16 protein-coding genes and 1 pseudogene are annotated in these 13,369 nt (G+C 52.3%); 8 read left to right on the top strand and 9 right to left on the bottom strand.

The features are described from left to right. Nucleotides 1-5: 5 nt before the first annotated feature. The 3 genes from SIB83_RS02595 to SIB83_RS02605 are packed head-to-tail and all read right to left on the bottom strand — an operon-like array spanning nucleotide 6 to nucleotide 1,447. A complete protein-coding gene (locus tag SIB83_RS02595) occupies nucleotides 6-692 on the bottom strand; it encodes a peptidylprolyl isomerase (protein WP_413747268.1) in 687 nt (228 codons plus the stop codon). Between the two features lie 9 nt (nucleotides 693-701). Continuing rightward, nucleotides 702-1,238, bottom strand: coding sequence for a photosystem I assembly protein Ycf4 (locus SIB83_RS02600; RefSeq protein ID WP_413403437.1), 537 nt, complete (start codon nucleotides 1,236-1,238; stop codon nucleotides 702-704). Next, nucleotides 1,238-1,447 carry a hypothetical protein gene (locus SIB83_RS02605; protein ID WP_413746689.1) on the bottom strand — a complete coding sequence of 70 codons (210 nt, stop codon included), beginning with the start codon at nucleotides 1,445-1,447 and terminating at the stop codon, nucleotides 1,238-1,240. The genes SIB83_RS02600 and SIB83_RS02605 overlap by 1 nt, the downstream gene beginning before the upstream one ends. Nucleotides 1,448-1,459: 12 nt before the next feature. Here SIB83_RS02605 and psbD point away from each other — a divergent pair, with 12 nt between their 5' ends. Both psbD and psbC read left to right on the top strand, forming a co-directional pair. Next, on the top strand, nucleotides 1,460-2,515 hold the full coding sequence (psbD, locus tag SIB83_RS02610) for a photosystem II D2 protein (photosystem q(a) protein) (RefSeq protein ID WP_006041823.1): 1,056 nt from the start codon (nucleotides 1,460-1,462) through the stop codon (nucleotides 2,513-2,515). Continuing rightward, nucleotides 2,499-3,887 (top strand): photosystem II reaction center protein CP43, encoded by a 1,389-nt coding sequence (gene psbC / locus SIB83_RS02615; RefSeq protein WP_413403440.1) that lies wholly within the window; start codon nucleotides 2,499-2,501, stop codon nucleotides 3,885-3,887. Before psbD ends, psbC begins: the two co-directional genes overlap by 17 nt. Nucleotides 3,888-3,977: 90 nt before the next feature. Here the strand turns inward: psbC and SIB83_RS02620 are convergent, their stop codons facing one another. Next, nucleotides 3,978-4,238 (bottom strand): hypothetical protein, encoded by a 261-nt coding sequence (locus tag SIB83_RS02620; protein ID WP_413403442.1) that lies wholly within the window; start codon nucleotides 4,236-4,238, stop codon nucleotides 3,978-3,980. A 78-nt stretch (nucleotides 4,239-4,316) separates the two neighbouring features. Then, on the bottom strand, nucleotides 4,317-4,889 hold the full coding sequence (locus SIB83_RS02625; protein ID WP_413746690.1) for a nucleoside triphosphate pyrophosphatase: 573 nt from the start codon (nucleotides 4,887-4,889) through the stop codon (nucleotides 4,317-4,319). Between the two features lie 55 nt (nucleotides 4,890-4,944). Between SIB83_RS02625 and SIB83_RS02630 the strand changes: the two genes are divergently transcribed. Further along, entirely contained in the window at nucleotides 4,945-5,325 is a 381-nt protein-coding gene (locus SIB83_RS02630; protein ID WP_413746691.1) for an Npun_F0494 family protein, read from the top strand. Nucleotides 5,326-5,429: 104 nt separating this feature from the next. Here SIB83_RS02630 and SIB83_RS02635 read toward each other — a convergent pair whose 3' ends face one another. The 4 genes and pseudogenes from SIB83_RS02635 to SIB83_RS02650 all read right to left on the bottom strand — a co-directional run. Next, nucleotides 5,430-6,257: a hypothetical protein gene (locus tag SIB83_RS02635; RefSeq protein ID WP_413746692.1), complete on the bottom strand. Its 828-nt coding sequence runs from the start codon at nucleotides 6,255-6,257 to the stop codon at nucleotides 5,430-5,432. Between the two features lie 410 nt (nucleotides 6,258-6,667). Beyond that, nucleotides 6,668-7,522 carry an archaeosortase/exosortase family protein gene (locus SIB83_RS02640; RefSeq protein WP_413746693.1) on the bottom strand — a complete coding sequence of 285 codons (855 nt, stop codon included), beginning with the start codon at nucleotides 7,520-7,522 and terminating at the stop codon, nucleotides 6,668-6,670. Next, nucleotides 7,519-8,286 (bottom strand): hypothetical protein, encoded by a 768-nt coding sequence (locus tag SIB83_RS02645; RefSeq protein WP_413746694.1) that lies wholly within the window; start codon nucleotides 8,284-8,286, stop codon nucleotides 7,519-7,521. The genes SIB83_RS02640 and SIB83_RS02645 overlap by 4 nt, the downstream gene beginning before the upstream one ends. Nucleotides 8,287-8,939: 653 nt before the next feature. Next, nucleotides 8,940-9,056: pseudogene (locus SIB83_RS02650) on the bottom strand (Maf family protein); the annotation flags it as partial. Nucleotides 9,057-9,111: 55 nt separating this feature from the next. On the opposite strand from SIB83_RS02650, the gene SIB83_RS02655 reads away from it, so the two are divergent. From SIB83_RS02655 to SIB83_RS02675, 5 genes are all read left to right on the top strand, one after another. After that, the gene (locus SIB83_RS02655; protein WP_413746691.1) at nucleotides 9,112-9,492 is read left to right on the top strand and encodes an Npun_F0494 family protein; all 381 of its coding nucleotides are present in this window, start codon (nucleotides 9,112-9,114) and stop codon (nucleotides 9,490-9,492) included. Nucleotides 9,493-9,560: 68 nt separating this feature from the next. Continuing rightward, a complete protein-coding gene (locus tag SIB83_RS02660; protein WP_413746695.1) occupies nucleotides 9,561-11,042 on the top strand; it encodes a cobyric acid synthase in 1,482 nt (493 codons plus the stop codon). After that, nucleotides 11,039-11,290 (top strand): 2Fe-2S iron-sulfur cluster-binding protein, encoded by a 252-nt coding sequence (locus SIB83_RS02665; RefSeq protein ID WP_413403445.1) that lies wholly within the window; start codon nucleotides 11,039-11,041, stop codon nucleotides 11,288-11,290. The genes SIB83_RS02660 and SIB83_RS02665 overlap by 4 nt, the downstream gene beginning before the upstream one ends. After that, on the top strand, nucleotides 11,287-12,489 hold the full coding sequence (locus tag SIB83_RS02670; RefSeq protein WP_413746696.1) for a chloride channel protein: 1,203 nt from the start codon (nucleotides 11,287-11,289) through the stop codon (nucleotides 12,487-12,489). Before SIB83_RS02665 ends, SIB83_RS02670 begins: the two co-directional genes overlap by 4 nt. Further along, nucleotides 12,489-13,361 carry an EamA family transporter gene (locus tag SIB83_RS02675; protein WP_413746697.1) on the top strand — a complete coding sequence of 291 codons (873 nt, stop codon included), beginning with the start codon at nucleotides 12,489-12,491 and terminating at the stop codon, nucleotides 13,359-13,361. Before SIB83_RS02670 ends, SIB83_RS02675 begins: the two co-directional genes overlap by 1 nt. Nucleotides 13,362-13,369 lie beyond the last annotated feature (8 nt).

Below are 13,369 nucleotides of genomic sequence, written 5' to 3' on the forward strand. Positions count from 1 at the left end.
GCCGCTCAAAGACCTGGTGTCAGCACCGTGGCTTTTTTGATGGTGTCGTCCTGACGGATGGCATCCACCACCTCAAGGCCTTCGCTGACCCGCCCGAAGACGGCATAGCGACCGTCCAACTCGGGAAGGGGCTTCAGCGCGATATAGAACTGGGCACTCGCGGAATCCGGCGCCTGTGAGCGAGCCATTGCCAGAGCGCCACGTTCATGGCTGAGCTTGAGCTGCAGAAGCTCTGAGGGATTGCTGACCACACGCCCGTAACGGGGCTGATCTTCTCCCTTGAATCCCAGCTCCAGAGGAACAAAACGTGCCTGGCCAGTGGTCGGATCCACAAAACTGCCTGTGCCATATTGCGATTTCGGCGTTGAAGGATCACTGGAGGAAGGATCACCGCCCTGAACCACAAAGGGAACGGGATCGCGCACCACACGATGGAAGACGGTGCCGTTGTAAGCACCTCTTTTGACCAGATCCAGAAAATTCCCGGCCGTCACAGGAGCTGCATCACCGTCGAGCTCCAGGGTGATGGAGCCCTTGCTGGTGATGAGCTCAACGGTGGCTTGGCCCTGCAGACAGGGGCTGCTGGCCTGCTCACAACCCACAGGGATCGATGCGGTGGTGCTTGACGCGCAGCTCACCAGCAAGGGCAGACACAGGGCAAGTGTCAGGAGTGTTTTGAGTGGTCGACGCATCATGGTTGTTCAGAGGCCTTCGAGATTCACATTCAGGAAACGGGCAAGCTCGGCACCATCCTGCTCGAGCTGTGCGAGTGGAAGCGGCTCACCAACCCTGGTGAGGGGCATGTCACGACGACCCTGAACGCGCAAAGACACTCGGCGGCGGGTGTTGAAGCCATCTCGCACCTCAACCTTCACGGCTTTGATGTCCTTGATTGGAATTTCGACGCTGATCGGCTTGCGGAAGCCTCGCCTGGAGATGGTGACAAGCCCGGAGGATTTATCGAAACGGTTGGAGCCTGCACCTACATCAATGGCAATCACTGTCCATAAATATGTGGCCAGAAGTGCTGCAGCAATGCTGTACAGCCCCATGACCAGACCCTGGGGGATGAACACAAGTCCGGCGGGGTGTCCGAGAGGGAGCAGATCACGACCCAGATAACTGGACAGTGAAGCGAACAGAAAACCAACACCACCGATGGTGACCATGCCGGCGACCAGCACATTGGACAGCCGCCGGGAACCGACGACAGGTTGTTCAAGCAGATCAGCGGCCATCACAGCCCGGAAGCAGCGCCCATTGTGACCGCAGAGGCGGCATGAATGGCGATGTTCTGCATCACTGCCACAAAGGCCTTGAACAAAGCGGAAGAAACCCCGAAGAAATGTTCCGATACAAGGGGTTTCAGGTGAAGCGATTCAGCCTCGCAACCTTCGCCGAAATTGTTATGGTCGCCGGGTATCCCACAGCCTGCGGCTATCCGCACCCGTTCTCACTCATGACGATCGCTGTAGGACGCGCGCCACAGCGGGGATGGTTTGACGTCCTCGATGACTGGCTCAAGCGCGACCGCTTCGTTTTTGTCGGCTGGTCCGGCATTCTTCTCTTCCCAACGGCCTATCTGGCCATCGGTGGCTGGCTTACAGGCACCACCTTTGTCACCTCCTGGTACACCCACGGCATTGCCTCCTCGTACCTGGAAGGTTGCAACTTCCTGACTGCTGCTGTGTCCACCCCCGCTGATGCGATGGGTCACAGCCTCCTTTTGCTCTGGGGCCCTGAAGCCCAGGGTGACTTCGTTCGCTGGTGTCAGCTCGGTGGCCTCTGGGCCTTCGTTGCCCTGCACGGTGCTTTCGCCCTGATCGGCTTCATGCTGCGTCAGTTCGAGATCGCCCGTCTGGTCGGCATCCGCCCTTACAACGCCATCGCCTTCTCAGGTCCGATCGCGGTGTTCGTCAGTGTTTTCCTGATGTACCCCCTCGGCCAGAGCAGCTGGTTCTTCGCGCCCTCCTTCGGAGTGGCAGCGATCTTCCGCTTCCTCCTCTTCCTCCAGGGTTTCCACAACTGGACCCTGAATCCCTTCCACATGATGGGCGTCGCCGGCATCCTCGGCGGTGCACTGCTCTGCGCCATTCACGGCGCCACCGTGGAGAACACTCTATTTGAGGATGGTGAGCAGGCCAACACCTTCAAGGCGTTCGAGCCCACTCAGGAAGAAGAGACTTATTCCATGGTCACCGCCAACCGCTTCTGGAGCCAGATCTTCGGTATCGCTTTCTCCAACAAGCGCTGGCTGCACTTCTTCATGTTGTTCGTGCCTGTGATGGGCCTGTGGACCAGTTCCATCGGCATCATCGGTCTGGCCCTCAACCTGCGTGCCTATGACTTCGTGTCACAGGAGATCCGCGCAGCAGAAGATCCCGAATTCGAGACCTTCTACACCAAGAACATCCTTCTGAATGAAGGTCTGCGTGCCTGGATGGCACCGGCTGACCAGCCGCACGAAAACTTCGTCTTCCCTGAAGAGGTTCTGCCCCGTGGAAACGCCCTTTAATTCCGGTCTTATCGCCACTGGCGGTAAAGACCTTGACTCCACCGGCTATGCCTGGTGGGCTGGCAATGCCCGTCTGATCAACCTTTCAGGCCGTCTGCTCGGTGCCCACGTGGCTCACGCAGGCCTGATGGTCTTCTGGGCCGGCGCCATGATGCTGTTCGAGGTGAGTCACTTCACCTTCGACAAACCCATGTACGAACAGGGTCTGATCCTGTTCCCCCACGTGGCCACCCTCGGCTACGGCGTGGGTCCCGGTGGCGAAGTCACCGACCTTTATCCCTTCTTCGTAGTTGGTGTTCTGCACCTGATCAGTTCCGCTGTGCTCGGTCTAGGCGGTCTGTACCACGCCCTTCGCGGCCCTGAAATCCTCGAGAACTACTCCACGTTCTTCTCACAGGACTGGCGCGACAAGAATCAGATGACCAACATTATTGGTTATCACCTGATTCTTCTCGGTGTCGGTTGCCTGCTGCTGGTCTTCAAGGCCATGTTCTTCGGAGGCGTTTATGACACCTGGGCACCGGGCGGAGGTGATGTACGTCTGATCACCAATCCGACTCTTGATCCAGGTGTGATCTTCGGCTACCTGTTCCGCGCTCCCTTCGGAGGCGAAGGCTGGATCATTGGTGTGAACTCAATGGAGGACATCATCGGTGGCCACATCTGGCTTGGTCTCACCCTGATTTCCGGTGGTATCTGGCATGTCACCACCAAGCCTTTCGGCTGGGTGCGTCGCGCTTTCATCTGGAACGGAGAGGCCTATCTGAGCTACAGCCTCGGTGCGCTGAGCTTCATGAGCTTCATTGCTTCGGCCTACATCTGGTTCAACAACACCGCTTACCCCTCCGAGTTCTACGGCCCCACCAACGCCGAATCCTCCCAGGCTCAGAGCTTCACCTTCCTGGTGAGAGACCAGCGACTCGGCGCCAACATCGGCTCCGCCATGGGTCCAACCGGTCTTGGTAAGTATCTGATGCGCTCACCCACAGGTGAAATCATCTTCGGTGGCGAAACGATGCGTTTCTGGGATTTCCGTGGTCCCTGGCTTGAGCCCCTGCGTGGACCCAACGGTCTGAGTCTCGACAAGCTTCAGAACGACATCCAGCCCTGGCAGGTTCGTCGTGCAGCTGAGTACATGACTCACGCACCCAACGCATCCCTCAACTCTGTGGGCGGCATCATCACTGAGCCCAACTCGGTGAACTTCGTGAACATCCGCCAGTGGCTTGCAGCGACCCAGTTCGTGCTCGCCTTCTTCTTCCTGGTGGGTCACCTCTGGCATGCCGGACGCGCCCGCGCCGCAGCTGCCGGTTTCGAGAAAGGTATCGACCGTCAGGCAGAGCCTTCACTGGCCATGCCCGATCTCGACTGATTCACGGCAATCAGACTTTCAAGATCAAACTCAACGATCGTCACTCAGCCCCACTTCACAGTGGGGCTTTTTTAATGGCGACCGACTGAGTCAGAAGTTGAGATCGATCACGGTGTGACCCTTGGGGGGCTCATGCCGTTCCTGACCAGCCTCCGGCAGCTTGAATTCCGTGAGCGAACGGCTCCATTCATCCTGGGATTGAGTGAAATAAGCCTGCTCTGCATGAAGACTGAATGAATCATTGTCTTGATCGGTGGAGCTCACAGACAAAGGTTCCATGGCCGACGCGCTGAGAGCGAACATCGCTGAAAACAGAGCTGTGCCGATTGCAGGGAGCAGAGAACGAAGCATGGCCAGAGGTGTGAAGAGGGCCTGACTTCGCTTTAGCTACGGCAAACAAAAAATGGCAATGTCCATGCTTGCCAGGTGTTAAATCTGCGCTATCCAGCTGCGCAGAAGCGGCAGACTGAGGCCGATCACATTCGAATAACAGCCATCAAGACGCTCCACAAAGGAACCGCCAAGCCCTTCTAGAGCAAAGCCTCCGGCACAGCGAAGCGGCTCCCCACTTGCCACATAGGCTGCAATTTCCTGATCGGTGACATCAGAAAACAACACCCTGGTGGTCACACAGTCCATTCGGGGTTGCTGCGGATCCGTGCAACGAGCTGACATCAGGCAGTGGCCAGTGTGCAACTCGCCCCAGGAACCGCGCATGCCTCGCCAGCGTTCCACAGCCTGAGCCGAATCAGCTGGCTTGCCATAGACCCGACCGGCGAAGACGAAAAGCGAATCACAACCGAGCACCGCTGCGATGTCGTCGTCTTTGAGCTGACTGCGAACCGCAGAGGCCTTGGCCTGGGCCAGGCGCATCACCAACTCGATCGGATCGGGATCCTGAATGGACTCTTCATCGACACCGCTGATCTGGACTCGATGGGGTATCCCAGCCTGCTCAAGCAGACGACGTCTTGCCGGAGAAGCAGAAGCCAGCAGCAACATTGGTGTCTCAGTCGGAAGCTCTTAGAACGAGAATGACATCAACGCCACGTCATGCGTGACTTTTCAGGACCCCAGTGAACTCACCCGGCATGCCATGCGGCGAGCACGCCAGGCCGTGCGCTGCCTGCCGTTCCAACGCAATTTCTACCGCAACGTGGAACAGTCGGCCCTGAGCAGCAGCGAACTGGTCGCAAGGTCGGATTGGCCTGCACAGACCAGACGAAGACTGAATTCCAGCGAAACAGAAGATCTACTTATCTGGCTGATTCAGCTGGGTGTTCTACGTCGGGAGGTTGACGGCCAGGGGCTGACTGAACGGGTGCGTCTAACCCCTCTGGGCAGAGAGGTGCTGGTTCCCTGGCCCGAAACGATCCCTGCAGCAGGCCTTGGAAGCCGCCTTGTTCACTGGTGTCGTCGCAGACGGCCCCGATGGTGAATTGCGATGCTGCAGAACGTTCATCACGCAGCAACGAGGCAGTGGTATCTGAATGTCAAAGACCACTGATGGTGCTTGGCACAAGCAGTGGAGCCGTTAAGACATCAATCGCAACTACGCAAGCGAGATTTCAACTTTCGTGCATACGCAACAAATGAAACAAGACCAAAAACAGGCCATGGTCCTGGAACAGCGAATGGATCTGGAACTTGTCTTTCTCTTCTGTACTCTATTCGAGTAGTGGGAACCTGCACACTAGTGGACCATGTAAATTCAGATGTCCAATCATTAATACTACCAGTTCCAGGATTCAATACTTGGGTCAATGAGGCGGAATAATCAATTTCTTTAGTTGCTAGAGTTTCTAGTTCGTTTTCAGTGAATTCGTATGACCACAAAGCATCTCTCCTTACCATCTGCGCTGTAGTAGTGTTAACTGAACTATTCAAGGTGTCATCATCGACGCCAGAGGGGGGAAAAGGGAAAGCAAAGCCATTAGCTAATAGAGAATTAGTAGCAGTAGCTCCGACATTACCATTACCGATTATGCTGCCACTGTTAGTAAGAGTCGAACCAGTGATGAGACCTGCAGCATTGCTGATTGCCAAAAATGTAGAAAAATCTACAGAACCTGGAAAAGGACTAACCCTGTCCCATCCATTTCCAGCTGGAGCAGAATGGGTAGCACCCAAAGTTAATTTTAAATTATTTAGACTTGTAGAGTTAGTAACGGTTCCAGTTGATTGATCTGCACTTTTCGGACCAATAGTAATATCACCACTAATGTCGCCTCCCAAAACCCAATCAAAATCTGTGTATTGATGTTCATATTGAGTAGTCGAACCCGGCTCAACCGCTTCGACACTGTTACCTGCATATGTAGCGGTCAAAACAAATAATACCGGGAATATCAATGAATTTTTAGAAAGCATTGCTCCAAAAAACTAATACTTATTGACGGTAGGGTAAAGCAATTACACTTGTCGCAGCAATCGATACTTAAGCTTCATCAATTGCTACACGTGGTAACCTTTATTGCGCTATAATCATTATTATTTATTGATTTTCAAAACACACTGAATTCCCTACATAAACTAAACACTATATACTTACACCGTATATAAAATCAAAATAATAGTGAGCGAAATATCATCATACTGAAAAGTTCAATAAAAGCTATTTATATTAATTGGCACAAGGCTTATTACTAGTAAAATCAATTATTTATGAACTTTAAAGCATTCTGAGTTGAAATTTATTTTACAACTTGAACTATCTGTGAATATCTATAAAGAACGAACAAATATTGCGTCATAATTCAGCCAAACAGTTTTATCAAAATTTAAGATTCGTTCAAATCAAGATTAGACAGGTTTCTTTCAACAATTTTTATATAAATTTTAGCAAATATAATTGATGCCAAAGAACCAAAGATTAGTGATCCCCACATTCCATGAAATCGATCAAAAAGCCATAGATTATTTAAAGAAATAAATAAACTTAAAAGTGATATGCGAGCTAGATTTGACAACAATGCAATAATTGGTGCAATTATAGAGAGTAATATTATTTGATATTTATTTTTTAATGGGAATGCTAACAAAAATATTATCGAGATAGTAATAGTTTGGAAAAGAATTTCTTTTCCTGAGCAAGCACCATTTATTATCATTTTGTAATCTGACCATATGATACTGTTTCCAATAACAGAAGAATCAATACCAAAAAACATAAATATAATATCTAATAAATTAGCAGAAATATGAGACAGTTTATTGGTAAGGTTTAAAACATAATCAACAATTATTTCTATTGATGCAAGGGACAATATAAAGAATAATTTTATATATCGATGAAACAGTCGTAGAGGTGCAATGAGCATAAAAAGTCCCAGGCTCACAATTAAGGGGACGGCGCTTCCATGCAGATCAGGCGAAAATTGAAACCAAGCATGTGTAAACCCAAGTATTAAAAGTACCAGCCCGATCAAAAATTGAATTTTAGAGGGACGCAAATAATAAAATGATTTATTGTCTAAAATGCATAAATAAACACCAAACCAAATTAAGAATGAATCAATGAGTAAAAATTTTTTATATCCTGAATGATCAGAATATCCTGATAATGTTGATATTAGCACGCTTGAAACAATTACGATAAAACTAAAGATCTTAATTTTAGCGGGATAATATATCATAAATGAGATGATGATTTATTCCTCTTAAAGGAAGACTTATTGCTGATAGAAGGCTTGTTTATAGCAGAAATTTCATTTAGATCCAATAATTCTTTATTTTTCAGCGCTAAGGTGCCGCATGAAAATATAACTAAAATCGTAATAATTAAATATCTAATTGAAGAAATAATTGCGTCGAATACTTGCTTTTTTCGTAAGTTGTTGGTGCGAGTAATCCGCAAATCAGTTTCTTTTTGCAATGATTCTTCGATTTTAGCTTTCAGTTGCGAAACATTATAATTATTAGTTTTCGGTAATGTTATGTCAGATTGCTCAATTATTTGCAACAACAAAGTTTTAGAATTTACCGTATTTAATGCTTTTATACTATCAGTTACCTGTGATTCAAACCTTTTCAAATTGGCAGCAGCCTTTTTGTTTTCATTGTCAAACAACATCCAATAACATGCCGGCTGTATAAATAAAATAACTATAAAAATTGCCGTAAAAGACAAAGCCAATTTTCTGGTTAATGAATAATATTTAAATAGTTTTTGTGATCGTGGGTTACAATAACAAGCTAGAGGGGCCAATATCAAACCCAGAATTAAGAGTGGGCTATAAATAATAAGGCCTCTAGAAACACCAATCTGCCATGAAATTGAAGTAACGTTTATAGGAATATTGTCAAAAACAAAAGTGATTAAATAATATATTAATAAGAATTTGGAGATTAATGATAAGTAATTTCCAAATTTTGAAAAAGAAGAAAGTTGATAAGACATTAATTTTGGTCTGTCAAAGAATTAATATTGATCATGTATTCAAGATAAATACTGATTAAAAATTAAAATTTATTGAACTTTAAGCATCAAATACTTCTTTGATCAAGCATAAAAAGCTATATTGATAAAGACATATGCTACTTTTGCAGTTGATTGTACGCCCAATCTTTTTAAATGAATATTATTTAAAGCATTAAAAATCATTAGAGGTTGCAAATCCACAAAATATTTCTTATCATAAAATCCTTGAACAAAATACAATAACAAGACTTCTAATGCCCAGGGACCAGTACATTTACTTAAAAACAAATGACTTACTAGAGTAATTATTTGCTTTAGAAATTAATGGATTATTGAATAGACAATTACAGACCTGTAATTGAATGAATATTCAAAAACAGTTGAGTTAGCTCATCCAAGCAACTAAACAAGCAAGTTAAATAAATACATAAAATTTCCCGTTCGTGCAGTCAAAAAGTATTGATTTAAACTATTAAGCAATTTTCAAGATGAGCAATTCAGCTGAAACAAATTTTTTTTCCTAAGAAAATATCAAGCATAAGCTAAAATAATTAATATGTGTCTTACGTTTGCAACAGCGAAATTCAAGCCTCTAAAAAGACCTAGATAGAAGCAAATAACTGAAATAAAATTGGATCAAGAGACTGAATGACCTCTTCATCGACACCGCTGATCTGGACTCGATGGTGAATCGCAGCCTGCTCGAGCAGGCGACGTCTTGCCGGAGAAGCAGAAGCCAGCAGCAACATTGGTGTCTCAGTCGGAAGCTCTTAGAACGAGAATGACATCAACGCCACGTCATGCGTGACTTTTCAGGACCCCAGTGAACTCACCCGGCATGCCATGCGGCGAGCACGCCAGGCCGTGCGCTGCCTGCCGTTCCAACGCAATTTCTACCGCAACGTGGAACAGTCGGCCCTGAGCAGCAGCGAACTGGTCGCAAGGTCGGATTGGCCTGCACAGACCAGACGAAGACTGAATTCCAGCGAAACAGAAGATCTACTTATCTGGCTGATTCAGCTGGGTGTTCTACGTCGGGAGGTTGACGGCCAGGGGCTGACTGAACGGGTGCGTCTAACCCCTCTGGGCAGAGAGGTGCTGGTTCCCTGGCCCGAAACGATCCCTGCAGCAGGCCTTGGAAGCCGCCTTGTTCACTGGTGTCGTCGCAGACGGCCCCGATGGTGAATTGCGATGCTGCAGAACGTTCATCACGCAGCAACGAGGCGGTGGTATCTGAATGTCAAAGACCACTGATGGTGCTTGGCACAAGCAGTGGGGCCGGAAAATCGCTGATGACGGCAGCGCTATGCAGAGTGCTGAAACGGCGTGGGGAAACGCCGCTGCCCTTTAAGGGGCAGAACATGAGCAACAACGCCTGGGTTGATCATGAGGGGGGTGAAATGGCCTACTCCCAGGCATTGCAAGCCTGGGCTGCAGGCCTCGAGCCGAGGCATGCCATGAATCCCGTGCTGCTCAAACCTCAGGGTGATTCGACAAGCGAAGTGATTCACCTCGGAAATTCAGCGGGTATCTGCAGAGCAGAGCATTACTACCGGGACTGGTTCGATTCCGGCTGGGCAGCCATCCGCAGGGGGCTGAACAATCTGCAGACCAGCCATCCCAAAGGGAGGCTGGTGCTGGAGGGAGCCGGGAGTCCTGTGGAAGTGAACCTGCAGGCGCGCGATCTCACCAATCTGCGTCTAGCTGAGTACTTGCAGGCAAATTGCCTGCTGGTTGCCGACATTGAGCGCGGAGGCGTGTTCGCCCAGATCGTCGGCACGCTGCAGTTGATGAAACCACATCAGCGACATCTCATTCGTGGCCTGCTGATCAATCGATTCAGAGGCAGAAGAGAACTTTTTGACGAAGGTAGGCGCTGGCTTGACAGCAACACCGGAGTTCCCGTGCTGGGTGTGATGCCCTGGTTGGATGAGCTCTTCCCCCCCGAGGACTCTCTGGATCTGCTGGAAAGGCGCGGTCACAAACGCGGCGCTGAGCTGCAGATTGCAGTGCTGAAGCTGCCATCACTAAGCAACTTCTCCGACCTCGACCCCCTGGAGGCTGAACCAACAGTGGCACTTCGCTGGGTCTCACCAGGGGAAACCATGGGATCTCCCGATGCTGTGGTGATCCCAGGCAGCAAACAGACATTACGGGATCTTGCAGCCATGCGCAGCAGCGGAATGGATTCTGATCTGATCCGCCATGCCAGGAGCGGCGGTGAGGTGTTCGGCATCTGCGGAGGCATGCAAATGCTAGGCGAGGAACTCTGCGATCCCGATGGCCTGGAAGGCGACAGCAATCCAGGGCGAACACGTGACAGCGTTGCCGGACTTGGCCTTCTGCCCCTGCGCACAGTGTTCAGGGGTGAAAAAGCCCTGCATCAGCGGAAGGCCCTGGTGCTCTGGCCGGATCAGCAGCCGAGGCTGGAGGTGGAAGGATTCGAACTGCACCGTGGATACAGCAAAGCCACCGGTCTCTGCGATGCGTTCAGCGCGGATGAAGGTCTGGGATGGGTCCACCAGTCCACTTCAGGCACCTATCTGCATGGAATTTTCGACAACGGACCCTGGCGCCGACGCTGGCTGAATCGTCTTCGCCGCAGACGCGGACTCACGGATCTCAGTGAGCAGCAACCGCACCACAGTCGCCAGAGAGACGCCCTGCTTGACCGCCTTGCAGATGCCTTTGAAAAGCATGTGAATCTGGAACCACTGCTTCAGACATCTCCGTGAGCTCTGAGCACAAAAGAGTGGAAATTCTCTGGCCGGATGGCCAGCGCAGCGTCAGCCACAAAGGTGAGGACTGGCTGGTGGCGGCCCGCCAGGCCGGTGTTCATGTGCCCACCGGCTGCATGGGTGGAAGTTGCGGCGCCTGCGAGATCGACGTTGACGGCACCACCGTGAGGGCCTGTATCAGCACCGTGCCGGCGCCGGCCTCCGGACCACTCAAGGTGGAGTTGGCCACCGACCCGTACTGGTGAACAATCCACTGCCAAGCCAACAGCGAGGACTTCTCGCCGGCATGGCCCGCTCGGTTCTGGCCGGGGCTGCAGGTGGATCACTCGCAGCCCTCGTTGTGGGCTGCACGCTTCAGATCCAGGGGTGGATCTGGGGTGCAACGGTCCAGCGTGGTCTGCCCAGCGACCGGAGCTTGTTCTGGTGCCTGCTCTGGTGCGGAGCGATCGGCGTGGCCCTCAGCCTGCTGCAACGGCGGCATGCCGGCAGCTCTCTGCCCGAACTGCAGGACACACTCGCTGAACTGCGAACAGCGGAGGGACTGAACACGCAGCACGGTCTCAGGCAAGTGATCGGCGGCATGCTGGCCCTCGCCGGCGGAGGCACGCTTGGCCCCGAAGCCTTGATGACGCGGCTCGTCGCCGTGGTGAGCCATGCGATCTGGAAAGGGGCCGACCGCGACCTGCTGGCTGCTGCAATGGCCGGATCTCTGGGGCTTTTCCGCTCACCACTGCTTGGGGGAGCTGCGCTGGCAGGACGTCAGTGGCAGCTGATCTGGCGATGGCTGCCGGGAACCATCGGCGGGATCGCGGGGTTTGTGGCCTTCCACGGACTCAGTGACCTTGGTGGAGGCCTGCGGGGCGTGTCCTACGCCTGGCCCGCTGATCCGACACAACGGTTGGGTGACCTGCTGGCGGCCTTGATCGCCGGGATCGCGGGCTGGCTGGCTGGACAGTTGATCAGACGCTGGCGGCAGTGGCTCCAGACATTGCAGCTTCTGGAAAGCTTCTGGTGGATTCCAATCGGCACGGGTCTGCTGATTGGTCTCTGCCTCTGGGGTTTGCCACTGGCAGGCTTCTCGGGGGAAAGCCAGTTGAAACCTCTGGTGCTGAACGAATGGAGGCTGGATACAGCCATCCTCATGCTGTCGGCTGTGGCCAAATTGCTGATGGTCGGACTCTGCCTTGAGACCGGCTGGAGGGGAGGACAGTTCTTTCCCGTGGTCCTGGCCAGCAGTGCGCTTGGGATAGGACTTCATCAATGGCTGCCCTGGATCGGCACGATCGACAGCTGGAGTGCCGGCGTTGTGGGGGGATGCCTTGCTGTGCTGCTCAACTCGCCGCTGCTCGGCCTGATCCTCGGCCTCACCCTGCTGCAGGGCCACGGAGCCGGTGCCCTGGTGATCGGTCTGCTGGTGGGTCTGATCCTGCAAAGGAGACACTGATGGGAATCCTGGCCGGATTGATCGCGGCCCTGGCCTGGACTCTGGCCAGCAGTCTCTGGAGGGGACTCTCCACCTCCCTGTCCGCCATTCAGCTCAACGGGCTCAAGAATTCGATCGCCTGCTCCGTGTTACTGCCGGTGCTGGTCACGCTCCCCTGGGACGGGCAGTTACGGGCGCTGGTGCTGCTGCTGATCAGCGGTGGGCTGGGAATCTCGCTGGGAGACAGCTTCTACCTGGCCGCACTGAGACGCCTGGGTACACGCAGAACACTGACGCTGGAGTCGCTCTCACCGGTTGCTGCTGCTGCAGGTGGCTGGTTCGCCATGGGAGAGCAGCTTTCACTTCAGGGCTGGGCAGGTGCACTGCTGGTGACGGTCTCGGTGGTGCTGGTTGCACGGCAGCAACCTCCTGATGCCACCCGGATGCACGACCGAAGTCACACCGTTCAGTTGCAGGGACTGCTGCTGGCAGGCTTGGCCGTGGTGTGTGGTGTGGCGGGAGCTGCGGTCTCCCGCACCGTATTGATCAGCAGTGAACTGACACCTGTGCAGAGCGCCGCCTGTCGCCTGCTCGGCGGACTGCTGCTTCTGCTCCCCTGGTTGCGATTCGGAGTCAGGTTTCCACAACCGCGGCCCAGCACTATTCGCTGGCCTCGAGTGCTGGCGGCAACCCTGCTGGGCACGGTTCTGGGGATCCTGCTGCAACAGGTCGTGCTGCAGCGGTTGCCTTTAGGCATCGGCATCACGGTGCTGAGCACTGCACCCGTGATGGCTCTGCTTGTGGCCCCTTCCGAAGGTGATCATCTGAAACCGTCCGTACTGCTGGCCTCGGTGCTGGCGGTGACCGGTGTGGGGCTCGCCATGCTCAGCTGAACAACGCT

Origin of the sequence: Synechococcus sp. MIT S9507 (assembly GCF_047304715.1) — a bacterium.
GTDB lineage: Bacteria > Cyanobacteriota > Cyanobacteriia > PCC-6307 > Cyanobiaceae > Synechococcus_C.